Genomic DNA, 23,523 nt, shown 5'->3' with positions numbered 1-23,523 from the left:
GAAACGAATGCATGAACCCCTCGAGGAAACACGATGCAAACACTGCGAACGGATGTCGCCATCATCGGCGCCGGCACGGCCGGACTCTCCGCTTACCGCGCCGCGAAGGCGGAAGGTGCAAGCGCGATCATCATTGAAGGCGGCGCTTACGGCACGACGTGCGCGCGCGTGGGCTGTATGCCCTCGAAGCTGCTGATCGCGGCGGCCGAGGCGGCGCACGCGGTAACGATGGCGCCGCGTTTCGGCGTGAATCCGCTCGGTATGGAGATCGACGGCCGGGCTGTGATGGAGCGCGTGCGCACCGAGCGGGACCGGTTCGTTGGGTTCGTCGTTGACAGCACGCTCGCCCTGCCCGAAGCGGACCGCCTGGTCGGGCACGCCCGCTTCATCGACGACAGGCTCCTCCAGGTTGGCGAGCATATACAGGTGCGCGCAAAGAGCGTCGTGATCGCCACGGGCTCGACGCCCACGGTCCCCGAGTCGCTCGCCGGACTAGGCGAGCGGCTGATCGTCAACGACGACGTGTTCGCGTGGGAGGACTTGCCGCGCAGCGTGGCGGTGGTCGGTGCGGGCGTAATCGGTCTGGAACTCGGCCAGGCGCTTGCGCGGCTCGGCGTGCGCGTGACGTTGTACGGCGGCTCGCACGGCAGCGTGGGACCGCTCACGGACCCGCGTCTGATCAGCGAAGCACACCGCGTGTTCGGCGCAGAAATGCAGTTCGAGACGCAGGGACGTGTGGTATCGGCTACGCGCAGCGACGCGGGCGTGACGCTGCGCTATGCCCGTGCGGATGGCACGCAGTCCGAAGCAACGTTTGATTACGTCCTGGCAGCAACGGGCCGGAACCCCAACGTGGCGAAGCTGGGCCTCGCAAACACCTCGCTCGAACTCGACGCGCACGGCGTGCCGCGTTTCGACGCGGCTACGCTGCAGATCGGCACCGCGCCGGTGTTTTTGGCCGGCGACGCGAACGACGTGCTGCCGCTGCTGCACGAAGCCGCCGACGAGGGCCGCGCCGCGGGCCGCAATGCGGCTCGCTTTCCCGAAGTCGAACCCGTTGCGCGCCGCGCACCGCTTGCAGTCGTGTTTTCCGATCCGCAGATCGCCATGGTTGGCAAGTCACATCGGGAACTGGTGGAAGGCCGCTTCGTGACGGGCGCCGTGAGCTTCGAAGATCAGGGGCGCAGCCGCGTGATGCTCAAGAACCACGGCTTGGGCCACGTGTACGTGGAGCGTGCGACGCGGCGCTTCGTGGGTGCGGAATGGCTCGGGCCGGCAGCGGAACATATCGGGCACCTGCTCGCGTGGAGCGTGCAGATGGGATTGAGCGTGGACGACATGCTGGCGATGCCGTTCTATCACCCGGTGGTCGAAGAAGGCTTGCGCACAGCATTGCGAGACGCTGCCTCGCAGCTGAATCACAAGGGCTGAGCGAATCTCGCGTGGCTAACCATTTCAATTCGCAACGGCACACACGCTGACAATGAAAGCACTCGTCCTCAGCCAATACGATGGTCCGCTCGAACTGACCACGCTCGATCGACCGGAACCGCAAACGGGCCAGGTGCTCGTGCGCGTTCATGCTGCGGGCCTCAATCCGCTCGACGTCAAGATTCGTGCGGGGAAGGCCGATCATGCGAAGCATCCGCTGCCGCTCGTGCCCGGCATCGACATGGCAGGCGTGGTGGAAGCGGCCGGCGCGGGCGTCACGCGTTTCGCGCCCGGCGACGAGGTGTACGGCATGACGGGCGGCGTGGGCGGCATCCAAGGTTCGCTGGCCGAGTACGCTGCCGTCGACGCGGACCTCCTCGCGCGCAAGCCCGCGAATCTTTCGATGCGCGAAGCCGCCGCGTTGCCGCTTGCGTTCATCACGTCGTGGTCGGGCATCGTCGATCGCGCACACCTGGCGGTGGGTCAGAGCGTGCTGGTTCAGGGCGGCGCGGGTGGCGTCGGCCACGTGGCCGTGCAGATTGCGCGCGCGCTTGATGCGACTGTCTTCGCGACGGGGAGCACGCGCAATGCCGATGTGATTTCGCAACTGGGTGCGACGCCTATCGATTACGGCGCGCTGAGCGTCGAGCAGTACGTTCAAGCTCATACGGCAGGTGCCGGGTTTGATCTCGTGGTGGACACGGTGGGTGGCAAGACGCTCGATGCTTCGTTTGCCGCGGTCAAGCATTTTGGGCACGTGGTGAGCGCGCTTGGGTGGGGCACGCATGCGCTCGCGCCGCTGTCGTTTCGTGAGGCGACTTATTCGGGGGTGTTTACGCTTTATCCCCTTTTGAGTGGGAAGAACCGTGGGCATCACGGTGAGATGCTTGGTGAGGCTACGCGGCTTGTCGAGGCGGGGCAGCTTAAGCCGCGGGTGGATTCGCGGCGCTTCTCGCTGAACGACACCGAGCGGGCTTATGAGGCTGTCGCCGACGGGAGTGCGGCTAGCAAGGTTGTGGTTGAGATTGGTTGAGGGTAGGTTGTGCTGCGTCGCGGCGCTATACATCCGGCGACCTTGATCGCATATGGATTTTAAAGACTGCTTCGACTCATAGAACTAAGCGGTTGCTGAGTGGCCTTATTTAACGGCTTTTGCTGAAAGGTAACAGCTTTGCTCAAAGCGAGAAACGTGGAGCCGCTCGATAGCTGCCTTGGCGACGCCATGGAAATCGTTCAGAATGTCGACGACCGAATGAGAGATTACATCTACGTGGACCGCTCGGAATACACCCCGCCAGCATTTGCCGAGAGATTAAGCGAACGCATGGTCGCAATATAGCCCACCGATCGAGCAAATCGAAGAACTGCCCGACAATTTCATGGGATTGGACGACGTACTGGCGTTCGCCGGTGCTGCCCGCCCCGTATCTCGAACGGTAAATCGCTACCGCAAGGAAATGACTTCATAACTCGGTAGCGCGTGCCCCGGATAAAGCTTCCAGTCCTTACGTATCTCACGAACGTGGGACTGCACCGGTGGTGTGCGGTCACCCCACATGCTGCATCCCCTCCGCCGGATAATGTCTGGGAAAACAGAAAATGCTCGCTCCTTTGCTTGCTGCATTCTACGAAACGGTTCGACAGGGCAGCGTCACGGCTGCCGCGCGACGGTTGGGGATAAGTCAGCCTACCGTCACAGCGCGCATCCAGCAGCTCGAGCTACGGTACAGCGTGCAACTCTTTCACCGGCGCGGCAGCCGCCTTGACGTGACGAAGACCGGCGCGGCGCTCATGCCGTTCATTGACCGGATGACGCAGGCGGAGAGCGACATCGACTTCGTACTGCGCAACGAGTGCGAGTTGTTCGCGGGCAGCTTCCGGCTCGGGACCACCGGCCCCTACTACGTCCTGCCGACCATCGCCGCATTTCGTCGCCGCTATCCTCACGTCCAGATCGGCATCGAGATCGGCAACTCACAAGCCGTGCTCGACGCGCTCGCGGAGCATCGCGTCGATATCGCGGTCTCATCCCATTACGTGGACGACGCGAGCCTCGAGTTGCATCGCATCGCGAGTGATCGGCTCGTACTCGTCGTCGAACCTCGCCATCCGCTTGCGGGGCAGCGCAACGTCGACTTGAACGTGCTCGCGGCCGAAACGCTGCTGCTGCGCGAACAGGGCTCGTGCACGCGCGCCGCAACGGAGGCCGCGCTTGGGCAGCGCCGCGTGGAGCCTCGCGCGCTCATCGAGATCGGCAGCCGCGAAGCGATCTGTGAAGCGATCCGCCTCGGCCTCGGCTGCGCCCTGATGCCCGCGGGCGAGGTGCCCCTTGGCTCAGCGCTCGTTTCCGTGTCCATCGAGCCGGAATGCCCTGCCGTATACGAATATCTTTACCACCTGCGCAGCCGTTCGGGCGCGCGTCTCATCACCACATTCATGGCGACGTTGGCCGAGACGATCGGCCTCCCCATAAAAAAAACCGATACGTGTATCGGGGATCTTTCGCAGAACGCAATATAGGCGTCTTGCCTGCTGCCTAATATCGCCCTCAATCGCTGGATACACCGGCGAATCTTTGCAGGGGGATAACCATGACAAGACAGGCATTCGTATACGCCGCATGTGGTCTCGCACTCGTCACCGCGCTCGGCGGTTGCGGTGGGGGCACGCAATCGGCGGCAAACCGGACCTTCTCAGGCGACGCGGCGATCGGATCATCGGGCACAGCCAGCAGCACTCTCAACAAGATGCTCGTGATCGAGCTCGACGGCGTAACCTATAGCGCCCTCACTGCAGGCATCGCGGGCGGCACTCTGCCGAACCTCGCGAAGCTGAACATTGCGCCTGCCTATAGTGGCGGCGTGAACAGCACGCTCAGCCAGCAACCGAATCTCGATATGCCCGGCTGGGCCACGATCGTGACCGGCTCCTGGGCCGACCGCCATCAGATCGAATCCGACGCGCCAAAACAGGCGCTGCACGCGCCTACCGTATTCTCGATATTGAAGTCCGCGGGTGCGGGCAAGTTGGGTGTAGCTCTCGATTCGCCCGGTTTCGCCTCGATCCTGACGCCCGACCAGAACGCCGGCTACATCGACACCGTGGTCAACTGCGCCTCAGTCGACAGCTGCGTGACGACTCAAGGCAAGAGCATGATCGACAACGGCTACTCGCTCGTCGTCGCCCAGTATCACTCCGCCGAAGACGCCGCTCTCAACTGGGGCCTCAACTCGTCGAATTATTCAGCCACGCTCGCGCAACTCGACAGTGCCGTCGGCACGCTCGTCGGCGACGTGTCGCAACGCAGCGGGGAGAATTGGCTCGTGCTCGTGACAACCAGCCACGGCCTCAATGCCGCGGGTGGCACCGACGCCCTCCCCCTCGCGCCGGAGTCGACGAGCTTCATCGGCATCAACCAGCAACCCAACGGGCGCCTCACCAATCCGGCCGCCCCCACCTCGCTCGCGGACCTATATACCCGCGCCAGCATTGCAGACATCACGCCCACGCTGCTCGCCTATTGGGGTGCGCTGCCGAGCGCGGTGACGTATGCACTCGATGGCGGCGAACTGGTCGGCCAGCAGCCGGTGTCGCAGCTCATCGGTGTCACCGGCAGCGACAATGCGAGTACGGTGCTCAGTTGGACCCCGCCTTCGAGCGGCGCGATCTCGGTGCTACGCAACGGCCAGCAGATCGCCACGCTCCCTGCAGGCACGACGACGTACACAGACAGCCAGCTCGGCGTCAGCACGACCGGCGCCTATACGTTCAACTACGTGGTGGCCGCGGGCAATGCGCCGCTCGCGTCGCTGATCCAGATCGAGTATGTGGCACCCCCTCCGCCCCCGCCCCCGCCGCCCGCTCTCGCGACGACGCTGACCAACGGCCTCTCGACATACTATGCATTCGGCGCGCTGCCAGCCGCCGACAAGATGGCGGCCAGCACGCTCGGCCCCTGGGCGGCGGATGCGAACGGCGGCTCGCTTACGCCAGATCCGTTTGGCGGCCAGGGTCTCAAGGTGGATACGAACGTTGTCGACACGAATGGGTACGACGGCTACAAGCTCGTGCAGAACAACGACGTGACGAAACAGCCGCAGTTCACAATGGGCTTCTGGGTCATGACGTCTTGCCAGAATCTCACGGGCAACGGCACGCCAATCTTCTCGAACAAAAACTACTACTCGGGGGGCAACCCCGGTATCACGATCGCGCTGTTCCCGGGTTCGGGCACGAGTTGTAACGTGCGCTTCAATATCGGCGACGGGACAACGCGCAACGACATGAACGCTGCGACCATCACCGCGAACAAGTGGGCCTACGTAGCATTCGCAATCGACACGGTCGGCAAGACCATGACGGGCTACGTGTTTGATCCCGTGCTCGGCGAAGAGAAGTACATGGCCTCGGTCACGGTGACCGCGTCGAAGCTGCCGGGCCTCGGCGCTTTCGGCCTCAACGAGGACGGCACAGGCCAGTACTACATGAACGCGTGCAAGGACACCCCGCCCTACACGCCTGGCAAGTGCGCGGCTACGCCCCCGGATGTGCAGTCGTTCAGCGACCTCGCGCTCTGGAACCGCACCGTCACTGAGGCTGAACTGAAGACGGTCTTCGCTTCGGGCAAGCCGCTCTCCACCCTTCTCCCGTAAGAGACTCCTCGATGAATGCGAATAGCTTTCCCGCAATGCACGGCGCACAGCACCTGCACCGCAGCGCAGGTGCGCTGCTCACCGGGCTGCTGTGCACGCTGCTCGCGGCCTGCGGCCCCGGTTCGAACGGCGGGTCTTCCGCGCGAGCGGCTGCGGCTGCGGGTGCGGGTGGCGCAAGCGCGCCGGTCGCGATCGTGGCGGCGCCCGCCTCGGGCAGCTACGCGGCCCTTGGCGTGGCCGCCTCGCAGCCGCTGCTCAACACGCAGTTGAACTGCGCGCCATGAACGTCACGCGAACCGCGCGCAAGGCGTGCCCAGCGCAGGCCCGACGCACGGTTCGCGCTGCACGCAAAGCGCCTGTGCGTGCCCCTCGGTTCGGCCCTCGTAGCGCGCGGCTGCGCGCGAAAACAACGTAGAAGAAAACCCACCACATCATGACTTCATTGGATCGCCGTCAATTCCTGCGCGCCGCGGCGGCCGGCGCGACGTTCAGCGTGTTCCCGCCCGCCATCCGGCGCGCGCTCGCCATTCCCGCGAATAACACGACCGGCACGATCAACGACGTGCAGCACGTCGTGATCTTCATGCAGGAGAACCGCTCTTTCGATCATTATTTCGGCACGCTACCTGGCGTGCGCGGCTTCGCCGACCGCTTCACGATCCCACAGCCGGGCGGCTCCACTGTCTGGCAGCAGAACGACGGCAGCCGCACCGTGCTACCGTTCTATCTGGACAGCACCAAAGGCAATGCGCTGCTTGCGGGTGGCGCGCATTCGTGGACCGACACGCACAGCGCCTGGGATAACGGCCGCATGACGCAATGGCCGAAATCGAAGGGCGACGTATCGATGGGCTATCTGCAGTCCGCCGACCTCCCCTTTCACTTCGCCCTCGCGAACGCCTTCACGATCTGCGACGCGTACCACTGCTCGCTGCACGGCGGCACCAACTCGAACCGCATCTTCATGTGGACCGGCACGAACGGTCCCACCGGCTCTAACTATGCGGTCGTCAACAACAATGGATGGGACGGCCTCGGCCCGTCGGCGACGGGCCTGACCTGGACCACCTACGCTGAGCGTCTGCAAGCCGCGGGGGTGAGCTGGAAGGTCTACGAGAACCAGCCCGATAACTATGGTGACAACCCGCTCGCTGGCTTCGCAGCGTTTCGCAAGGTCAACGAAACCATTTCCGGTTCGCCGAACGCACCCTACACACCGGCAATGGAGGCGCTTTCGCCGCTCTATAAAGGCATCGGCAACACGATGCCCGATGGCGGATTCCTGCAGGGCCTCGCCAACGACATCGCTGCGGGACAAATGCCGCAGGTGAGTTGGATCGTTTCGCCGGGGGCGTATAGCGAGCACCCTGGATCGTCTACCCCAGGCCAGGGCGCTTACTACCTCCAGTTACTGCTCGACACGCTCACGGCAAATCCCGATGTCTGGAGCAAGACCGTGCTCTTCGTGAACTACGACGAGAACGACTGCTTCTTCGACCATATGCCTGCGCCCAACCCGCCTTCCCCGAATGGCAACGGCACTTATGCCGGCAAGTCGACGGTCACGACGCAATACGAATATTTCACCCTTCCCAATCCGCCGGGCGACTCTTCACCGCTCGCACCGGACGGCCAGCCATACGGACCCGGCCCGCGGGTGCCGATGTTCGTCGTGTCGCCGTGGAGCACGGGCGGCTTCGTCAACTCTCAGGTCTTCGACCATACCTCGGTGCTGCGCTTCCTCGAACAGCGATTCGGCGTGCGCGAAACGAACATCAGCCCGTGGCGTCGCGCAGTATTCGGCGACCTGACCTCCTGCTTCAACTTCAGTAATCCAAACGATACGGCCGTCGCGCCGCTCCCCGCACCGACCAAATCCGCCGCCGATGCCCAGAGTGCGCAGCAAAGCGCGCTCGGCGCGGTGCCGGTGCCTTCGGTCGCGAGCCAGACGATGCCAAAGCAGTCGCTAATGGCGCGTCCGTCGCGTGCCCTGCCGTATCAGCTGCACACCAGCGCCAATGTCGACACGAAGAACGGCAACGTGTGGCTCATCTTCAGCAACACTGGCAGCGCGGGCGCTGTCTTTCACGTCTACGACAAGCTGCATCTCGACAAACCACCTCACCGCTACACGGTGGAAGCCGGCAAGGAGCTTTCGGATGTCTGGACGCCAGCCGCTGCGGATGCGGGCGCCTATGATCTTTGGGTGCTCGGCCCGAACGGCCTGCACCGCCAGTTCACCGGCAACGTTACCAAAGCGAAAAGCGGGCCCAATCCTGAGGTTCGCGTATGCTATGACACGGGCAACAACGCCGTTTATCTGACCATCATGAACACAGGCAGCGTCGCCACCAATACGACTGTCACATCGAACGCGTACCGGAGCGATGGTCCGTGGACCTACGCGGTTCCGCCAGGCATGCAGGTCGAGCCGTACTGGTCGGTGACGTCATCGAATGGCTGGTATGACTTCACGCTCGCCGCCGAGAACGGCGTAACCCGCCGATTTGCAGGGCGGGTCGAAACGGGGGCGGACAGTGTCAGCGATCCCGCAATGGGGAGCTAAATGTGCCGCGCGGTTCGTGCAGAGGCGGGCCGCTGCGCATAGCGCGGCCGTTCGAGCGAGCCCGGCACCCACGACATACGATGGATTCGCTATTCTTCTGTGCTGTATCTGGCGCGTCAAAACGGCGTGTCGCCTTCGATAGTGGTGCGATAGAGCTTACGGCGCAGATGATCGGGCGTGCCCGCCGCGAGGTGCATGAGCGAGCGGTTGTCCCAGAACACGAGATCGTGCTCGCGCCATTCGTGCCGGTAGCAATGCTCCGCACGCACGCTGTGTGCGAACAGCGCGTCGAGTAGCGCGCGGCTTTCGTCTTCCGGTAGATCGACGATGCGCGTCGTGAAGTGCTCGCTCACGAACAGCGCCTTGCGGCCCGTTTCCGGGTGCGTACGCACGACGGGATGGACAACGGGCTTGACCTGCGCGATCTGTTCCGCTGTCAGGTTCGGCCGCCACGGGCTGCGCGCCTGGAGTTCCGCATAGCGCGCGAGATAGGTATGCTCGGCGCGCCGCCCCTCGACGGCGCTGCGCAAATGCGCAGGCAGCGTGTCCCATGCGAGATGCATGTTGGCGAACAGCGTGTCGCCGCCCTCTGCCGGCAGCTCCTGTGCATGCAGCAGCGAGCCGAGGCTCGGCTTCTCCTTGTACGAAAGATCGGAATGCCAGAAGTGTCCCGCGTCGCCAAGGCCGATGGGCTTGCCGTTCTCCACGATGTTCGAGACGATCAGCACCTCCGGGTGGCCCGCCAGCGCGAACTGATGCAGCACGTGGATCTGCAACGGCCCGAAGCGGCGGCTGAATTCGACCTGCTGCTCCGGCGTGATGCGTTGGTCGCGAAACACCAACACATGGTGATCGAGGTGCGCGCGATGAATGCGCGCGAAATCTTCGCGCGACAGCGGCTCTGCGAGATCGAGGCCGACCACTTCCGCGCCGAGCGGTGCACTCAAGGGAAGAATGTCGAAGCGGTGGGACGCGTTCGACGCCGCAGAAGCGGTAAATGTCGCGGTGGTAGTCACGCAGCATGCCTTTCAGGTAAGCAACAGCTTCAATCTACGTGATCCGGCCACCGGCTGACAACGAAGCAAATCCGATACGTTAATCCGTTCGAGTCATAAAGGCGCTGTTAAGACATACGGCTGCACAAGTCGCAGACCGGCGCTCAGGGCCCGAATACTTATGTCCAAATCTGGCCAGAATCCGCTACGCGCTCGAAGTCACCTTGCCGATGTCGCTGATGTCGGTCGTGGCGCAGCTTCTGCCGCGCGTCAGGCGTCTGTTCGATCTGGACTCGCGCCCCGATCGGATCGATCCGCAAGAAGACGACTGCCTGACTGGTCTCTTCTTCGTGGGCAAAAAGCACCTTCCGCAGATGTCGCTCACGCGCATTGGAACCGCAGCGCCGGCGCTCGCACTTTACGCACAGCGGCAAATCACGCAGTTCTCTGCCGGCGAAAGACAGGACTTCGGACTTCCGATCGCATTGCCTGGAACGAAACTAAAACGGACCGCAACGTAGCCGCGCCGGAAGCGGTCCGCTCTCATACTTACTGACCGCCCCCGTACATATCGAGCAGCATCAGCGTCACGCCGTTGGTCCAGCCAAAGCCGTCCTGCAACGGGTATTCGCCGCCCCCGCCGCCGCCTTCACCTGCGCCCTCGACGATATATTTCTCGACGAGCTTTTGCTGCGTGTTATAGACGTTCTCGACGTCGGCAAGAAAACGCGTGCCGACTGGCTGCGCGAGATCGCTGCGCCCGTATTGCTTGAGGCCCTGGATGGCGATCCAGTGCAGCGGCGCCCAGCCGTTCGGCGCATCCCATTGCTGGCCGGTGTTGTAGGTCGACGTGGCGAGGCCGCCCTGCTGGAGCAGCACGTTCTGCATCGTCTGCGCCGTCTTCTTCGCGCGCTCGGGCCACGCCACCCCTGCCATCAGCGGATACATCATCGCCGGTGTCTGGTTGTCGCGCGATTTGCCGAGTTGCCAGTCGTAGTCGCCGTAGTAGCCCTTGTTGTTCCAGAGGTACCGGTTGATGCCTTCGGCGCGGCGCGCGGCGTAGCCGGCGAACTGCCCCACACAGCCGAAATCGCGCGCGACTGTGCAGGCGCGCACGATCGTCGTTTCCAGATGGAACAGGAGGCTGTTCAGGTCGACCGGAATGATCGACGTGGTGCGCACCGTCCAGAGGTTCTGGTTGTCGCCGAACCAGCGAGAGCTGAAGTCCCAGCCGCTTTCGGCGGTGGCGCGCAGGTCGCGGTAGACCGCGTTGGCGGGGCGGCCCGTGGCCTGCTGCGCGGTCTGGACGTCTTCGATATACGACTCGTCGCGCGGCGTGTCGAGTTCGTCCCAGTAACGGTTGAGCACCATGCCGTCGCGCAGCACGACCACATTGCGCGTGGCTTGCCCACGCGGCGTGCTGCTCGCACCCTGCATCCAGTACGCGTACTCCTTACGCAGCGCGGGCAGGTACTTCTGGTACACGCTGTTGCCTTCCTTTTGCGCCGCGAGTTCCACCATGTACGAATAGAACGGCGGTTGCGAGCGGCTCAGATAATAGGTGCGATTGCCGTTCGGGATATGGCCGAAGGTGTTGATCATGTACGCGAAGTTGTCGAGCATGTCGTCGACGAGATCTTCATGGCCCGACTCCTGAAGCCCGAGCATCGTGAAGTACGTGTCCCAATAATAGCCCTCCCGGAAGCGCCCGCCCGGCACGACATAGGGCTTCGGCAGCGGCACGAGCGAGCTGTTGTCGGGCGCCGACGTGGTCGTGCGCGTGAGCCCGGTCCAGAGCCAGTCGATATGCTGGCGCAGGGTCTGCCCCGCAGGCGGCGTGATGCTCTGGTCCGGCGGCGGCGTGAAGTATTGATTTACGAAATTCTGCAACGAGAAGCCGGGTTGGTTCTTCTGCGTTTCGTAGAGCTGAACGATGGTTGCGGGGTCCGTGTTCGGCGTCGAATCGACGAAGGTCTTCTGGTCGGGGAAGATCTGAGCGGTCTGCACCGCCACGAACAGATCGCCGTACAGAATATCGGGCGCAGGCGGCAGCGGCGCGCCTACCTGGGTGTCGGCAAAACAGTTTGCACAGGCGAGCAAAAGCGTCGCGATACTGGCCGCGCTGATCGCAGTGCGGGAACGCTGCGGCGACTTTCGGGGCGGGAGTGACTGTAAGCTGGCTTGAATGCGATGCGCATCGTTTGGCGATGCGGCGTGGATGCGAGACTGCAGCTGCGTGCTCATGTTGCCTCCTTGGTGTTGGGGCACTTCGCTGGTCTCTTCGCACCGGCCCGTTCACGCCGTTTGTTTGCGGCGTGCGGGTCCGGCTGGATGCGCAATGGCATCGCTGGGTCCCGGGCAACGAGAGCATCGCATGACTTCGCACACCGAATCAACTGCGGCGTGATAGTGAGTGAAAGTGCGGAAATTTATGCCGCCGATCTGGCGGAAAGGACACGGCGCATCGGTAACAGTGGCCGTGCTGCGGCGACACATGTGGTAGAAGTGCGGGCGCCTGGCACGACAGCAATATCGCGGGCGCCCACCTGTTTAAACATCGCCCAGATCGTCGATGCGATCCGGATGCACGTCGCCGTCGGGCTCCAGCGATTCGTCGCCGTCTGCCGCGGCGCGTTCGCCCGTGCCCGCCCTATCGGTGTCGCTCTGCGCTTCGTCTTCGCCCGCTTCGAGCGCATGATTGTCGAGTTCCGTGTCGCGGTCGAATTCGTGGCGCTTCGCGCCCTGGGTGTCGCTGCCGGAATCGGATGAATCGCCCGGGCCCAGCGAGCCCGTGTCGTGCCCCGGCGGCATGGAGTCGGGAAGATCGTTGTCGGGGTCCAGCGTGCTGTTCATGGCAGGCTCCTTGTATTGTCGATGCGACTACGAAGCGCGCAGAACGCGTGCCTTGCAAAGCGCGCCCTCGCGCCTGCCGCGGCTGCCCGTTCGAAGCGCTCGACCCGCCATCCACGGGAATATTCGCACCGGTGATGAAGCGCGCGTCTTCGCTCGCGAGAAACACGATTACGCCCGCGATATAGCACGTCGAAGCGCCCGAAACGCGCGACCGTAGCGTCGATGAGCACTTGCACCGATGCGCCGTCGCGTACGTCGGTGAGGTGCACCAGCGCGCATGCGCATCCTGCGTGCCGAACGTGAGCGGCAAGCGTGCGCCAGCGAAACGATTACCTGCGTGAGCGCGCCTGCCTGCGCAAACGTGCGAATGCCATCGCCACGCCAAAGACACCCATCGCCACACCGCCCATCAACGCATGCACATGGCGTTCGGTGAAGAGCGGCGCGCCGCCATTGCGCGCTTCGCGATCGAAGCGGCCGTGCGCGCCGATCTCGCCCGGCACGGGTGCATGCAGGTTGTCGGGCACGTCGGGCGCGCGCGGGTGGCCCGTCAATTGTCCGCGATACCCTGCATGCGCGAGATAGCGGTCGAGCAGTCCCGGCGCAATCAGGTCGGCAATGATCGCGCGCACCGTGGACCAGCCCAGCCAGAGCGTGCGCCGCCGATGTTGCGCAGCAAACAGAATGGCGCGCGCGGCGACTTCGGGCTCATACACGGGCGCAACGGGCCGCGCCTCCTGCCCGGTACGGTTGGCTGCCCAGTCGAACTGCGGGGTGTTGATGGCGGGCAGATCGACCAGCGAGATGTGCACGTCGAGGCCATCGTGAATCAGCTCCGATCGCACGGCGTCGGTAAAGCCGCGCACCGCGAACTTCGCGCCGCAATACGCAGATTGCAGCGGGATTGCGCGCGAGGCGAGCGCCGACCCCACGTTGACGATCGCGCCGCGATTGCGCGTGCGCATGCGCGCGAGCGCCGCCATCGTGCCGTACACCTGGCCGAGATACGTCACCTGGGTCGCACGCTCGAAGTCGTGCGGCGAGATCGACGAGAGCGGCGCAAAAATGGTCGCCATGGCGACGTTCACCCAGACGTCGATGTCGCCCAGTTCGCGCTCGACCCGCGCCGCGGCTGCTTCGACGGCTTGTGCGTCGGCGACGTCGGTGGGCACCGCGAGCGCGCGCACACTGTAGGCTGCCTGTAATTGCGCAGCGGCCCGCGCGAGCCGTTCGGGTTCGCGCGACAGCAGCGCGACGTCGTAGCCCGCTCGCGCGAACGCTTGCGCAGCGGCGCGGCCCACGCCCGCGCCCGCACCGGTGATGAGAGCAATTTTGCGTTGTGATGTGGTGCGCATCGGGGCCGGTAATCGGAAAGAGGAGTAGTCTCAATCCGCAAAGGCTATGCCCATCGGTTCCTGACGCGATCCAGAGTACGGTGCAAACCGCCATGCGTTGGCTGGCACCGCGTTTGCGCGTCCATCCCTTCGCGCGCTGCCGCCCGGTTGCAGTGCGCCCCTGCCGAGGAGTCTCCGCTCATGTCATCGAACTCATCGTCGAATGCCAGGCCCACGAAAGCCGACCCATCCGATCTCGACCGCCTCGTCATCGACACGATCCGAACCCTGTCGATGGACGCCGTGCAAAAGGCCAATTCCGGCCACCCCGGCACGCCCATGGCGCTCGCGCCGCTTGCGTACCAGATCTGGCAGCATCATCTGCGTTACGACCCTGCCGCGCCGCTATGGCCCAATCGCGACCGCTTCGTGCTCTCGAACGGCCACGCTTCAATGCTGCTGTACTCGCTGCTGCACCTCGCGGGCGTGCAGGCCATCGATGAAAATGGCAAGCTCACGGACAAGCCCGCGGTTTCGCTCGACGATATCAAACACTTCCGCCAGATCGACAGCGTGACGCCGGGGCACCCGGAATATCGCATGACGACAGGTATCGAGACGACCACCGGGCCGCTCGGCCAGGGGCTCGGCAACAGCGTGGGCATGGCCATGGCCGGGCGCTGGCTCGAGCAGCACTTCAATCGCCCGGACGCCAGGATCTTCGACTACCGCGTCTACACGGTGTGCGGCGACGGCGACATGATGGAAGGCGTCTCGCATGAAGCGGCTTCGCTCGCGGGCCATCTGGGTCTGTCGAATTTGATCTGGTTCTACGATAGCAACCGCATCACGATCGAGGGCCATACCGACCTCGCCTATAGCGACGATGTCGAAGCGCGCTTTCGCGGCTACCACTGGAACACGCTGCACGTGGACGACGCGAACGACACGAATGCCATCGAAGCCGCCATCGAAAAAGCGCAGGCCGTGACCGACAAGCCGACGCTCATCGTGGTGAAGAGCATCATCGGCTGGGGCGCGCCGAACCGGCAGGACACGGCGGCGGCGCACGGCGAGGCGCTGGGCGAGGACGAGGTGCGCCTCGCCAAGCGCGCGTACGGCTGGCCCGAGGACGCGCATTTCCTCGTACCCGATGGCGTGTACGAACGTTTCGCGCAAGGCATGGGCGCGCGTGGCAAGGCAGAGCACGAAGGATGGAAGCAACGCTACGACGACTACGCGAAGCGCTACCCGGAGCTAGCGAAGGAACTGAGCTTGATGCTCGACGGCAAGCTGCCCGACGGCTGGGACGCCGATATTCCCACCTTCGAGGCCGACGAAAAGGGCATGGCCACGCGCGAGTCGTCGGGCAAGGTGCTCAACGCCATTGCGCAACGCGTGCCGTGGATGATCGGCGGCGCCGCCGACCTCGCGCCCTCGACCAAAACCAATCTCAAGTTCGAAGGTGCGGGCAGCTTCGAGCGCGATCACTACGACGGCCGCAACCTGCACTTCGGCATTCGCGAACATGGCATGGGCGCGGTCTCCAATGGCCTCGCGCTTTCGGGCTTACGGCCGTTCGCGTCGACGTTCCTGATTTTCAGCGACTACATGAAGCCACCGATCCGGCTCGCCGCAATCATGGAGCTGCCCGTCGTTTTCGTGTTCACGCACGATTCGATCGGCCTCGGCGAAGACGGACCCACGCACCAGCCGATCGAACAGCTCGCCTCGCTGCGCGCTGTGCCGGGCCTGCTCACGCTGCGCCCCGCCGACGCCAACGAAGTCGCCGAGTCCTGGCGCGTAGCGCTCGCACGTTCGCGCGAACCGGCCTGCCTGGTCTTGTCGCGCCAGCCGCTGCCCACCGTCGACCGCAAAAAATATGCGAGCGCGGAAGGCGTGCGGCGCGGCGCATACGTGCTAGCCGACGCACCCGACGGCAAGCAGCCCGAAGTCCTGCTGCTCGCCACGGGCAGCGAAGTTTCGCTTTGCATTGCCGCCTATGAGACGCTGAAACAGGAGGGCATCGCAGCGCGCGTGGTCTCAATGCCGTCATGGGACGTGTTCGAACTGGAGGACGAGGCGTACCGCGAGTCGGTGCTGCCTCCGCACATCCATGCACGCGTGGCCGTGGAGCAGGCGGCGACGCTCGGCTGGGACCGCTACGTCGGCCGCTTCGGCTCGCAGATCGTGATGCACACGTTCGGCGCCTCCGCGCCGCTCAAGGCGCTGAAGACCAAATTCGGCTTCACGCCGGAGCGCGTGGTCGAAGAGGCGAAGAAGCAGATTGCGCGCTGCAAGGCTGGCGCGAGCGAGTAGTACGAGTAGTCAGTGCCTGCCGGTGCCGTACATGCGCAAATAGCCGCTGTGCAGCATCACGGGCTTGCCGTCCGTCTCTTCGATGAGGCGGGCGGCCGCCGCTTCGATTGCGTCGCGGTTGCGGTGAAATGCCTGGCGCAGATCGGGCTCGCGCAGCGATCTCGCGCCGAAGCGGTCTTCCAGCGCTTCGGCCGTAATGGCACAGTCCACAGGGACGGAATCCGCCACGGCAACAAAGGTTAGCGCGAGCTCCTCCGTGTCGTACTCGACCGGTCCTTCGGGAAAGGTGATTTTCATGATCGATGGACTCCTGAATTGCCTGCCGACCAATCTGCTCGACGCGTCCTAGCCGCTCACGCCGGATGTACGCGCCACCGCGCGTAGCGCTTCAAGCATGATGGCTTCGAGTTCCTGCGCCCTCGCCACGCGCGCGCTTTCGACTACGAGGAAGTCGCTGTCGCCGGAACGCTGAGCCCAGTCCTTGCGTTCGCGGGCGTACACCAGGTGCTCCCTGACGGAGCGCGCCGCGGTCCACAGTGCGCGCTCCACCTGACTGACGATGCCCTCCTCCAGCGACATCTCCGAAAACGCGTGACCCGTATGGCAACGGTAACGGCGTGGACGCGCGTTCTTTATCTGCCAGAGCGTACCGCCGCACTCGGGGCATGTGAGGGCTGTGCGTTCGCCGACGTTGTCGAGTTCTTCGGGCGAAACGAACCCGCGCGCGGCCACACGCGCCTCCTCTTCAGTTTGCGAGCCCGCTTTCATGGCACGCTCCTTAGCCAGGGTAGCCAATGGCGCCGCACGCACGGCGTCGCCGATCGCGGCAGCCATGTCCTGAATGCCGGCCACCGTCGCCGCGCCGTCTACCGCGCGCAGGGCCGCTGCAGGCATGGACGACGCTTCGCATTCCTGCGGATCCTGCACGAGACACGCGCCGCCACACGCGCGAATCGCTGCGAGGCCCGCTGAGCCATCGTCGAGATCGCCGCTCAGCACGACGCCGACCACCTTGCTGCCGTACGCCATGGCGGCGCTGCGAAACAAGGGATCGGCGGCGGGCCGCGAGAAGTTCTCGGCTGCGCCATCGGAGAGCCGAAGGCGCCCTTTCTCGACGATCAGATGCCGGTCGGGCGGCGCCACGTAAATCCGGCCCGCCTGTATCACTTCGCCATCGGCGGCGTGGGCGGCTGGCAGTGGACCGCTGCGCGACATCAGTTCGGGCAGCGTACTTTTGTGGCGGCCAATATGCAAAACCACGCACACGGCGGCCGGCAAATCGCCAGGGAGCCCGGCCGCGAGCGTACGCAGCGCAGAAAAACCGTCGCGCGAAGCGGCTATGACCACGATTTTCAACGGTTCCATGCCGCTTTCTCCCCGGCGCGCGCATCATGCATGCCCAGGCGAAGTGGCGCCTTGACCGCCGCCGGGGAATGTTTATCGCCTCGTGATGCCAAATAGCAAGCTCGCCAGAAAGAGAATCACGAAGATGACGAACAGAATCTTGGCGATGCTCGCGGCGCCCGCCGCAATCCCGCCAAACCCGAACACAGCCGCGATGATGGCTATCACGAAGAAAACGATCGCGTAGTAAAGCATTGCCGGCTCCTTTGAAAAGGTCTCCCCGCCTATGCGCACCGGCTGTGCCCGAACCGGCTTTTGCGAGAGCGATGCGTGCCTCGGGACGCACTGAGTGCTGCGGCACGCCTGTTGCGGCAGGCAAGTTGTGGCTCTCAAAGTGAAGGAGGCTGCCATGTACCCGTTGCAATGCGCCTTGCGCGCGGGCCTCGTCGGCCTCTGTGCCGTGCTCGGCACGCAGTTAGCGCTTTCCCAGAGTAGCCCACAGGCTGACAGCGGCGAGTCTCGGGCCGCCGCGCGGCCCAATCAGTTGCCGCCGCACAATCTCGCGGGGGGCAATCCGGGTTACGGCGGCGAGGCAAGCGATACGTTCATCACCGCCCACGCAAAGGCCGCGCTGATGGCCGCAGACGGCGTGAACTCCAGCGACGTGCACGTCACCACCCAGCGCGGCGCCGTCACGCTCACGGGCACCGTCCCCGACGAGGCGCAGCGCGACAAGGCCGAAAGCGTGGTCCACGGCCTCGACGGCGTGGTCTACGTAACGAACGAGCTGAAAGTGTCCAAACCGCAGTAGCACGCAAGTGTCTCACCTCCAACCGCCATGGCCTCTCCACAGGAGTTATTCATGCCGATGCCGTACGCCTGCATGACGTCGTTTCATTTGCCGCCGCCCGATCCGCTGGACGACCCGCAACGCCCGCCGCTGCCGCCGCAACCGGACGACCGCCCGCCGCCCACGCTGCCCGAAGGCGATCCGCCGCCGCACGTGCCGCCCGAGCGGTTCGAGCGCGCGGCGCAATTTGCATGAGAAAAGACACGACAACCACGAAAGGAGAAGACAATGACCCAGGTTCGCGAAGTGATGTCACGCGAGGTCGTCCATATCGCGCCAGATACGACAATCCGGCACGCCGCAGAGCTCATGCGCGACCATGACATCGGCGCGCTGCCGGTATGCGAAGGCGAGCAGATCGTCGGCATGGTGACCGACCGCGACCTCGCCATGCGCGGGCTTGCCCAGGGTTGCACGGGCGAGGAAACGGTCTCGCACGTGGCCACCTCGGGCGTCCAGTGGTGCTACGAGGACGAAGACGTGAACGTCGTTCAGCGCCGCATGGCGGAGGCGCAGGTGCGCAGGCTGCCGGTGGTGAACCACGAACGCGAACTGGTCGGCACGCTCTCGCTCGGCGACATCGCCACGCGCTGCGACGGCGCGCAGCGCGAGCGCATCGCCAATACGCTCGAAGACATTTCCCAGCGGCGCGTGCCGTAACCATTGGGCTGGATGCGGCACGACCCGGGTCTACATCGATGCGTGCCGCTCCAGCCGCCGGCTAGTCGTACGCTTGCCTCGCGCGCACGCCGCGCTCCGCTGCTGCGAGCGCTTCCTGGCGCCGGTAATAGCGTTCGAGCACGTAGCCCGCCGTCGCGCCGTGCAGCACGACGGACAGCACGATCGCGTCGAGTGCCGCGGGCAGCACGGGCCGCAACACGTCGCCGGCCTCGTCGATACCCCACACCGCGTAGTAGAACGCACCCACGCCGCGTATACCCATCCACGCCATCAGCACGCGCTGCGGCGCGTCCGCGTGCGAACCCGCCATTGCCGCGAACACGGCCAGGGGCCGCGCAACGAACACCAGCACGAGTGCGCACAGCACGGGGCGCAGATCGAGCATCTCGCGCCAATGCGCGGAAATCACACAGCCAATGATCAGCAGTACCGAGAACTCGGCCAGCCGCTCGATTTCCAGTGTGAAGCCCGTCATGCCTTCGGCGAGCCAGGCATGCGCGCGCCGCGGGTCTTTCGCGACCTCGGTGCGCTCGCCGAGTTGCACGCTTTCGAGCGCTTCTGCCGGGCGGCGCTCGCCCGTTGCGCGCAGTTCCTCGTGACGCAGCGCCACGCCCGCGGCGAATACGGCCACGAACGCGTACGCATGCAGCAGCAGCGCCACGCCGTAGGTCACTGACATCAACCCGATCGCGATGAAGCCGTCGAGGCCCACCGCTTCGCCATATCGAGTCCGCAGATGGAACACGATGCGCACGCACAGCGTAGCGAGCACGGCACCCACGAGGAGCGCACCCGCGATGCCCCACGCCACCCACCCGGCGAATGCCGCCGCGTTCTGCGTGCCGACACCATGCACGCCGCACAACGCGAGGCCGAGCAGCGCAAACGGCATCGCCGCGCCGTCGTTGAGGCCGCCCTCGCCCGAGAGCGCGAATCGCACGGGCTCGGCGTCGCCGGCCTCATGAACGCGCAGCTCGTTGGCGAGCACCGGGTCGGTCGGCGCGAGCGCCGCGGCAAGGAACAGGGCCACGCCGGTGGCCGCACCCGACGCCACGCCGAACGCGTATATCAGCGCGACACTGAGCGCCATAGCCAGCACGCCCAGGCGCAGCGGCAAACGCCAGAGGCGGTCGCGTAGCCGCACGCGCAGGTGCATGCCCACCGAAAACAGCGAAATCACGAGCCCTGCTTCTGCCACGACGGTGAGCGTGCGCACGTTCTGCGCAAGGTCGGCATGCACGAGCCCGAGCACACCGGGTCCGACGACCACGCCCACGGCCAGATAGATCATCGCGCCCGTGAGCGGTAGACGCGCGATCGGGCCGCGCGCGAGCGCCACGAACATCAGCAGCACGCCGATCAGCAAAAACCACAGTGCTTCCTCCGGCATCGAAAGACGTCCCTCCTCGTCGATAGTTGCGGCGGTGCGCGGGCCGCAGCCCGCGCCCCAACCCCTCGTTCCCGCAATCTCTGTGCCTCCCGTCGCGGGCGGCGCGGCAGCGTCATTCGTCCGCGCGGAGCGGGGAGCGCCTTCGCGAAGCACCGCACGTCGCTCAAACCGGCACAATCCGCGAACGGCTCAGCCCGCTCGTAACCGTGCCGTTGATAAAACGCGATCGCGCGCCGGTTGGCTTCGCGCGCCTGAAGAATGACGCGCCGATAGCCCGCCCCGGCCGCCACCGTCTCGAGAAAACGAAGAATCGCCGTGCCGGTTCCAGGCCATTCGGGCCGACGGTAGAGGCACTGGAATTCGGCCACCTCGAACGAGAAGCGGCACAGCGCGCCGCAGCCGATCGCGAGGCCATCCATGGTGCGCGCCATGACAAAGGCGCTGCGCGCCGAACCCAGGTCGCCCAGGTAGAACTGCGACTGCACGCTGTCCCCACGGTAGAGCGCCAGCATGGCGCTCATCTCGTCGAGCAGAATGCGTGCATCGAGCGTGCACGCGTTCTCTCTTCGCACCACTGCGAGTGCCGATATGTCTTTCATTGCTCATGCCCTCCCGATCTCGTCGCATCCAGGATGCGCAAGGAGGGTGCCAGGGCGCGGGAGACCGGGCGCGCACGGTTCGCATGCCCATACGGCGCGTTCGAGGCCCCTCATGCCGCTTTCGTCTACCATCGCGTATGCTTCGTCATCCGATCAGGAGACCGTATTGGACGCACAGCAACTGAGCACCCTTTACCGGCGCTACATCGACTGCCTGAACCGGCGCGATTGGGCTTCTCTCGGGGAATTCGTCGCTCAGGACGCGATTCACAACGAACGCCCGCTTGGCCTCGCGGGATATCGCGCCATGCTGGAACGGGACGTTCACGACATTCCCGATTTGCGCTTCGAAATCGAACTGCTTGCCGTCGAGCCGCCGCTCGTTGCCACCCGCTTACGTTTTGATTGCACGCCTCGACAAGTCTTTCTGGGCTTGCCTGTCGACGGGCGGCGCATCGTGTTTTCGGAAAATGTCTTCTACGCCTGGCGCGACGGGAAAATCGCACAGGTCTGGTCGGTCATCGACAAGGCTGCAATCGAGGCGCAACTGTCATGAGAAACCGGCTTGCAGTGACGATTGCCGTGGTTTTCGGCAGCGTGACCAGTTGCGCAGCCGCGCACGCGGCAGGAAATCAGGATGACTCACCTTGCAGTGCGGAAAGTGCTGCACATTCGGACTCCTCGTATCCGCAGTTCTTTCTTCCCCATGACCTGGGCGAAGTGCTCGCCGATGCGGGCTTCGTTGTGGCCGCAATCAACCTTCCCGGCGCTGGCTCTCACGCTGCCCGGTAGCCCGGCCGGCATAACCGCTTTGTCACCCTGGCCATCGCGGCGTCAGTTTCGCGCCAGCGTCGGCAGGTAAGATCGGTGCAAACGAAGCCATGGCGCAGGACGCAACAGAGGTGAGGGCAGAATGCATTCTTTTCCGCTATTCATTGTCGGCGCACCCCGCTCGGGAACGACGTTCCTCTGCTCGGTTCTCAATGCGCACCCGCACATCCAGCTCACCAACGAATGCCGTATTTTCGCGCTGGTCAAGGAAATGCTGGATGTGGACAGCCAGCGCCCCGATCTTCTTGGCGCGGCCTGCCGCGACCGCTTCAACGCTTATAGCCGGCGCACGCTCGGCGCCTGGGTCGAGCGCTTCTATCGTGAAGACCTCGACATGTCGGCACCGATCTGGGGCGACAAGCATCCCCCTTACGCCGATCCGACGATTCTTTCCGGGCGCACCGGCGCAATCGAGCGCTTGCCGCGCTCCGGATCGTGCCTGAGGCTCATCCACGAGTTGCTGCCCAACGCTCGCTTCATCCATCTTCATCGCGATCCTGGCTGGGTTGCCAATTCTCTGGTACGCAAGCACTGGATCGGGTCCGTCAACGACGGCGTGCGCGTCTGGGGCCAGTACGTGAGCGAGATCATCGACTTTTTCGCCGAAATCCCGAAGGAGCAGGCGCTGACGATCGGCTATCGCAATCTCATCGAGGATGCGGATACGACGATCGCCAGCATCAGCCGTTTTCTGGGCCTCGCGGACCCTGCGCCGATGCGCGATTTTCTGCACGCCCAGCGCAGCGCCCCAACGCCGTTCAGCGATCCGGTGACCGATATCGCCGATCTCTACGTCGTGCCGCCCACGCCAACGACGGACAACGCGCTCCTCGCGCTCGCTGAAAAGGCGGCGACGCAGCTCGGCTATTGCGCATCGGCAACTCTTTCGGAATCCCGATAACTTGCGCGCAAGCAGCGCCTGGCATGCGCGGTTTCGCCTGGCATCCCGAGGCGAGTGCAAGCGGCGGTTCTGGCCGCCGCTTGCACCAAACGTGACGCAATTGTTTTGGACTACGCGCGATTCGTGATGGCAGGCCTGGAAGCGATTTCCCAAGCCCACCGTTCAGAAGAGTCGGGGCCCCATGCGCAAAATCCCGAATTTTGTGCTGCGGCGCGCCTTTGAAGCCGCGGCACGGCTCCAGAGCTTCGCGCTCGCGGCACGCGAACTCCATCTCACGCCGTCGGCGATCAGCCATCAGGTCAAGGAGCTCGAGGCGTATTTCGGGCCGCCGCTCTTCATCCGGCGTAATCGCCGCATCGATCCGACCCCGGAGGCGCTGCGCCTGCTCGACAGCCTGAGCCGCGTGCCGATGTGCTCGCCCGCGTTGCTGGCGAGCGCAGGCTCGGTGGAAGCGTTGATGCAGGAGGCCACGCTGATCGACAGCCCACGGAGCCGCGCGACCTGGCGCGACCGCTTCGCCGCGAACGGTCTGCCGTTGACCGACCGGCCGCGCCCCTCGTTCGATCGCGCGGCGCTGGCGATTTCGGCGGCGGCCGACGGCATGGGCATCGTGCTCGAAAGCACGCGCCTCGCCGAGCGCGAGCTTGCGCGCGGCGATCTGGTGGAGTTCGGCGCCGACCGCTTCACGCGCTTTTGACGCGAAACGCATTTCCTTTCGTGCCGCACGACCGACATCAAGCAGAGCCGCCTGGCCGCATTCCGGCAGTGATTGCTGGC

The 23,523-nt window shown here is 64.7% G+C and carries 23 protein-coding genes and 2 pseudogenes; 15 read left to right on the top strand and 10 right to left on the bottom strand.

Annotation, left to right across the window (positions count from 1 at the left end; genetic code table 11):
• Positions 1-33: 33 nt before the first annotated feature.
• The 6 genes from BFD71_RS10690 to BFD71_RS10665 all read left to right on the top strand — a co-directional run bounded on the left by BFD71_RS10690 (position 34) and on the right by BFD71_RS10665 (position 8,649).
• Positions 34-1,431 carry a dihydrolipoyl dehydrogenase gene (locus BFD71_RS10690; protein ID WP_069263295.1) on the top strand — a complete coding sequence of 466 codons (1,398 nt, stop codon included), beginning with the start codon at positions 34-36 and terminating at the stop codon, positions 1,429-1,431.
• Between the two features lie 46 nt (positions 1,432-1,477).
• On the top strand, positions 1,478-2,464 hold the full coding sequence (locus BFD71_RS10685; RefSeq protein ID WP_069263293.1) for a zinc-dependent alcohol dehydrogenase family protein: 987 nt from the start codon (positions 1,478-1,480) through the stop codon (positions 2,462-2,464).
• A 566-nt stretch (positions 2,465-3,030) separates the two neighbouring features.
• The gene (locus tag BFD71_RS10680) at positions 3,031-3,951 is read left to right on the top strand and encodes a LysR substrate-binding domain-containing protein (RefSeq protein ID WP_083245173.1); all 921 of its coding nucleotides are present in this window, start codon (positions 3,031-3,033) and stop codon (positions 3,949-3,951) included.
• 71 nt (positions 3,952-4,022) lie between these two features.
• Positions 4,023-6,083 carry a LamG-like jellyroll fold domain-containing protein gene (locus BFD71_RS10675; protein ID WP_069263288.1) on the top strand — a complete coding sequence of 687 codons (2,061 nt, stop codon included), beginning with the start codon at positions 4,023-4,025 and terminating at the stop codon, positions 6,081-6,083.
• Between the two features lie 11 nt (positions 6,084-6,094).
• Positions 6,095-6,367, top strand: a complete 273-nt coding sequence (locus BFD71_RS10670; protein ID WP_256094600.1) for a hypothetical protein — start codon at positions 6,095-6,097, stop codon at positions 6,365-6,367.
• Between the two features lie 149 nt (positions 6,368-6,516).
• Positions 6,517-8,649, top strand: a complete 2,133-nt coding sequence (locus BFD71_RS10665) for a phosphocholine-specific phospholipase C (RefSeq protein ID WP_069263282.1) — start codon at positions 6,517-6,519, stop codon at positions 8,647-8,649.
• Positions 8,650-8,765: 116 nt separating this feature from the next.
• Here BFD71_RS10665 and BFD71_RS10660 read toward each other — a convergent pair whose 3' ends face one another.
• Positions 8,766-9,665, bottom strand: coding sequence for a TauD/TfdA dioxygenase family protein (locus BFD71_RS10660; protein WP_069263279.1), 900 nt, complete (start codon positions 9,663-9,665; stop codon positions 8,766-8,768).
• Between the two features lie 95 nt (positions 9,666-9,760).
• Here BFD71_RS10660 and BFD71_RS42810 point away from each other — a divergent pair, with 95 nt between their 5' ends.
• Positions 9,761-10,165, top strand: a complete 405-nt coding sequence (locus BFD71_RS42810; protein ID WP_370684267.1) for an AlkA N-terminal domain-containing protein — start codon at positions 9,761-9,763, stop codon at positions 10,163-10,165.
• Between the two features lie 28 nt (positions 10,166-10,193).
• Here the strand turns inward: BFD71_RS42810 and treA are convergent, their stop codons facing one another.
• The 4 genes and pseudogenes from treA to BFD71_RS10640 all read right to left on the bottom strand — a co-directional run bounded on the left by treA (position 10,194) and on the right by BFD71_RS10640 (position 13,852).
• Positions 10,194-11,888, bottom strand: coding sequence for an alpha,alpha-trehalase TreA (treA, locus tag BFD71_RS10650; RefSeq protein WP_069263276.1), 1,695 nt, complete (start codon positions 11,886-11,888; stop codon positions 10,194-10,196).
• Positions 11,889-12,194: 306 nt separating this feature from the next.
• Positions 12,195-12,497 (bottom strand): chemotaxis protein, encoded by a 303-nt coding sequence (locus BFD71_RS10645; protein ID WP_069263274.1) that lies wholly within the window; start codon positions 12,495-12,497, stop codon positions 12,195-12,197.
• Between the two features lie 112 nt (positions 12,498-12,609).
• A pseudogene (locus tag BFD71_RS42805) lies at positions 12,610-12,888 on the bottom strand (hypothetical protein); the annotation flags it as partial.
• On the bottom strand, positions 12,827-13,852 hold the full coding sequence (locus BFD71_RS10640) for an SDR family oxidoreductase (protein WP_069263269.1): 1,026 nt from the start codon (positions 13,850-13,852) through the stop codon (positions 12,827-12,829). The gene BFD71_RS10640 and the pseudogene BFD71_RS42805, both read right to left, overlap by 62 nt.
• A gap of 180 nt (positions 13,853-14,032) precedes the next feature.
• Here BFD71_RS10640 and tkt point away from each other — a divergent pair, with 180 nt between their 5' ends.
• Positions 14,033-16,150 (top strand): transketolase, encoded by a 2,118-nt coding sequence (gene tkt / locus BFD71_RS10635; RefSeq protein WP_069263267.1) that lies wholly within the window; start codon positions 14,033-14,035, stop codon positions 16,148-16,150.
• Positions 16,151-16,159: 9 nt separating this feature from the next.
• Here tkt and BFD71_RS10630 read toward each other — a convergent pair whose 3' ends face one another.
• The 3 genes from BFD71_RS10630 to BFD71_RS10620 all read right to left on the bottom strand — a co-directional run bounded on the left by BFD71_RS10630 (position 16,160) and on the right by BFD71_RS10620 (position 17,749).
• Complete coding sequence (locus BFD71_RS10630; RefSeq protein WP_069263263.1) at positions 16,160-16,447, bottom strand: DUF1488 domain-containing protein; 288 nt, start codon at positions 16,445-16,447, stop codon at positions 16,160-16,162.
• Positions 16,448-16,495: 48 nt separating this feature from the next.
• Complete coding sequence (locus BFD71_RS10625) at positions 16,496-17,515, bottom strand: chemotaxis protein CheB (RefSeq protein ID WP_069263261.1); 1,020 nt, start codon at positions 17,513-17,515, stop codon at positions 16,496-16,498.
• Positions 17,516-17,587: 72 nt separating this feature from the next.
• Positions 17,588-17,749, bottom strand: coding sequence for a DUF1328 domain-containing protein (locus tag BFD71_RS10620; RefSeq protein WP_042267338.1), 162 nt, complete (start codon positions 17,747-17,749; stop codon positions 17,588-17,590).
• A 154-nt stretch (positions 17,750-17,903) separates the two neighbouring features.
• Here BFD71_RS10620 and BFD71_RS10615 point away from each other — a divergent pair, with 154 nt between their 5' ends.
• From BFD71_RS10615 to BFD71_RS10605, 3 genes are read left to right on the top strand one after another with little or no spacing between them, the layout of a single operon-like run.
• Positions 17,904-18,305 (top strand): BON domain-containing protein, encoded by a 402-nt coding sequence (locus BFD71_RS10615; RefSeq protein ID WP_069263256.1) that lies wholly within the window; start codon positions 17,904-17,906, stop codon positions 18,303-18,305.
• A 51-nt stretch (positions 18,306-18,356) separates the two neighbouring features.
• The gene (locus tag BFD71_RS41390; protein WP_069263253.1) at positions 18,357-18,539 is read left to right on the top strand and encodes a hypothetical protein; all 183 of its coding nucleotides are present in this window, start codon (positions 18,357-18,359) and stop codon (positions 18,537-18,539) included.
• Positions 18,540-18,572: 33 nt separating this feature from the next.
• Positions 18,573-19,004: a CBS domain-containing protein gene (locus tag BFD71_RS10605; RefSeq protein WP_069263251.1), complete on the top strand. Its 432-nt coding sequence runs from the start codon at positions 18,573-18,575 to the stop codon at positions 19,002-19,004.
• Between the two features lie 61 nt (positions 19,005-19,065).
• On the opposite strand, the gene BFD71_RS10600 is transcribed toward BFD71_RS10605, so the two are convergent.
• Together BFD71_RS10600 and BFD71_RS10595 are read right to left on the bottom strand one after the other, a co-directional pair.
• The gene (locus BFD71_RS10600) at positions 19,066-20,415 is read right to left on the bottom strand and encodes a cation:proton antiporter domain-containing protein (protein ID WP_069263249.1); all 1,350 of its coding nucleotides are present in this window, start codon (positions 20,413-20,415) and stop codon (positions 19,066-19,068) included.
• Positions 20,385-21,014, bottom strand: coding sequence for a GNAT family N-acetyltransferase (locus tag BFD71_RS10595; protein ID WP_069263247.1), 630 nt, complete (start codon positions 21,012-21,014; stop codon positions 20,385-20,387). Before BFD71_RS10595 ends, BFD71_RS10600 begins: the two co-directional genes overlap by 31 nt.
• Before the next feature lie 166 nt (positions 21,015-21,180).
• Here BFD71_RS10595 and BFD71_RS10590 point away from each other — a divergent pair, with 166 nt between their 5' ends.
• From BFD71_RS10590 to BFD71_RS10580, 4 genes and pseudogenes are all read left to right on the top strand, one after another.
• Positions 21,181-21,570 carry an ester cyclase gene (locus BFD71_RS10590; protein WP_069263565.1) on the top strand — a complete coding sequence of 130 codons (390 nt, stop codon included), beginning with the start codon at positions 21,181-21,183 and terminating at the stop codon, positions 21,568-21,570.
• On the top strand, positions 21,567-21,806 hold the full coding sequence (locus tag BFD71_RS40415) for a hypothetical protein (RefSeq protein ID WP_141710628.1): 240 nt from the start codon (positions 21,567-21,569) through the stop codon (positions 21,804-21,806). Before BFD71_RS10590 ends, BFD71_RS40415 begins: the two co-directional genes overlap by 4 nt.
• A gap of 121 nt (positions 21,807-21,927) precedes the next feature.
• Complete coding sequence (locus BFD71_RS10585; RefSeq protein ID WP_069263244.1) at positions 21,928-22,746, top strand: sulfotransferase family protein; 819 nt, start codon at positions 21,928-21,930, stop codon at positions 22,744-22,746.
• A gap of 181 nt (positions 22,747-22,927) precedes the next feature.
• A pseudogene (locus BFD71_RS10580) lies at positions 22,928-23,515 on the top strand (LysR family transcriptional regulator).
• The last annotated feature ends 8 nt before the right edge of the window (positions 23,516-23,523 follow it).

This window comes from Paraburkholderia nodosa (genome assembly GCF_001718195.1).
GTDB classification, from domain to species: Bacteria; Pseudomonadota; Gammaproteobacteria; order Burkholderiales; family Burkholderiaceae; genus Paraburkholderia; species Paraburkholderia nodosa_A.
This window is presented reverse-complemented; position numbering and strand designations above follow the sequence as displayed.

Excerpts from the sequence above, each read along its gene's own strand:
- BFD71_RS10620 (WP_042267338.1), bottom strand. The coding sequence starts at position 17,749 with ATGCTTTACTACGCGATCGTTTTCTTCGTGATAGCCATCATCGCGGCT.
- BFD71_RS10585 (WP_069263244.1), top strand. The coding sequence starts at position 21,928 with ATGCATTCTTTTCCGCTATTCATTGTCGGCGCACCCCGCTCGGGAACG.
- tkt (WP_069263267.1), top strand. The coding sequence starts at position 14,033 with ATGTCATCGAACTCATCGTCGAATGCCAGGCCCACGAAAGCCGACCCA.
- BFD71_RS10605 (WP_069263251.1), top strand. The coding sequence starts at position 18,573 with ATGACCCAGGTTCGCGAAGTGATGTCACGCGAGGTCGTCCATATCGCG.
- BFD71_RS10670 (WP_256094600.1), top strand. The coding sequence starts at position 6,095 with ATGAATGCGAATAGCTTTCCCGCAATGCACGGCGCACAGCACCTGCAC.
- BFD71_RS10675 (WP_069263288.1), top strand. The coding sequence starts at position 4,023 with ATGACAAGACAGGCATTCGTATACGCCGCATGTGGTCTCGCACTCGTC.
- BFD71_RS10595 (WP_069263247.1), bottom strand. The coding sequence starts at position 21,014 with ATGAAAGACATATCGGCACTCGCAGTGGTGCGAAGAGAGAACGCGTGC.
- BFD71_RS10680 (WP_083245173.1), top strand. The coding sequence starts at position 3,031 with ATGCTCGCTCCTTTGCTTGCTGCATTCTACGAAACGGTTCGACAGGGC.
- treA (WP_069263276.1), bottom strand. The coding sequence starts at position 11,888 with ATGAGCACGCAGCTGCAGTCTCGCATCCACGCCGCATCGCCAAACGAT.
- BFD71_RS10600 (WP_069263249.1), bottom strand. The coding sequence starts at position 20,415 with ATGCCGGAGGAAGCACTGTGGTTTTTGCTGATCGGCGTGCTGCTGATG.
- BFD71_RS10690 (WP_069263295.1), top strand. The coding sequence starts at position 34 with ATGCAAACACTGCGAACGGATGTCGCCATCATCGGCGCCGGCACGGCC.
- BFD71_RS10665 (WP_069263282.1), top strand. The coding sequence starts at position 6,517 with ATGACTTCATTGGATCGCCGTCAATTCCTGCGCGCCGCGGCGGCCGGC.
- BFD71_RS10630 (WP_069263263.1), bottom strand. The coding sequence starts at position 16,447 with ATGAAAATCACCTTTCCCGAAGGACCGGTCGAGTACGACACGGAGGAG.
- BFD71_RS10640 (WP_069263269.1), bottom strand. The coding sequence starts at position 13,852 with ATGCGCACCACATCACAACGCAAAATTGCTCTCATCACCGGTGCGGGC.
- BFD71_RS10645 (WP_069263274.1), bottom strand. The coding sequence starts at position 12,497 with ATGAACAGCACGCTGGACCCCGACAACGATCTTCCCGACTCCATGCCG.
- BFD71_RS10625 (WP_069263261.1), bottom strand. The coding sequence starts at position 17,515 with ATGGAACCGTTGAAAATCGTGGTCATAGCCGCTTCGCGCGACGGTTTT.
- BFD71_RS40415 (WP_141710628.1), top strand. The coding sequence starts at position 21,567 with ATGAGAAACCGGCTTGCAGTGACGATTGCCGTGGTTTTCGGCAGCGTG.
- BFD71_RS10615 (WP_069263256.1), top strand. The coding sequence starts at position 17,904 with ATGTACCCGTTGCAATGCGCCTTGCGCGCGGGCCTCGTCGGCCTCTGT.
- BFD71_RS41390 (WP_069263253.1), top strand. The coding sequence starts at position 18,357 with ATGCCGATGCCGTACGCCTGCATGACGTCGTTTCATTTGCCGCCGCCC.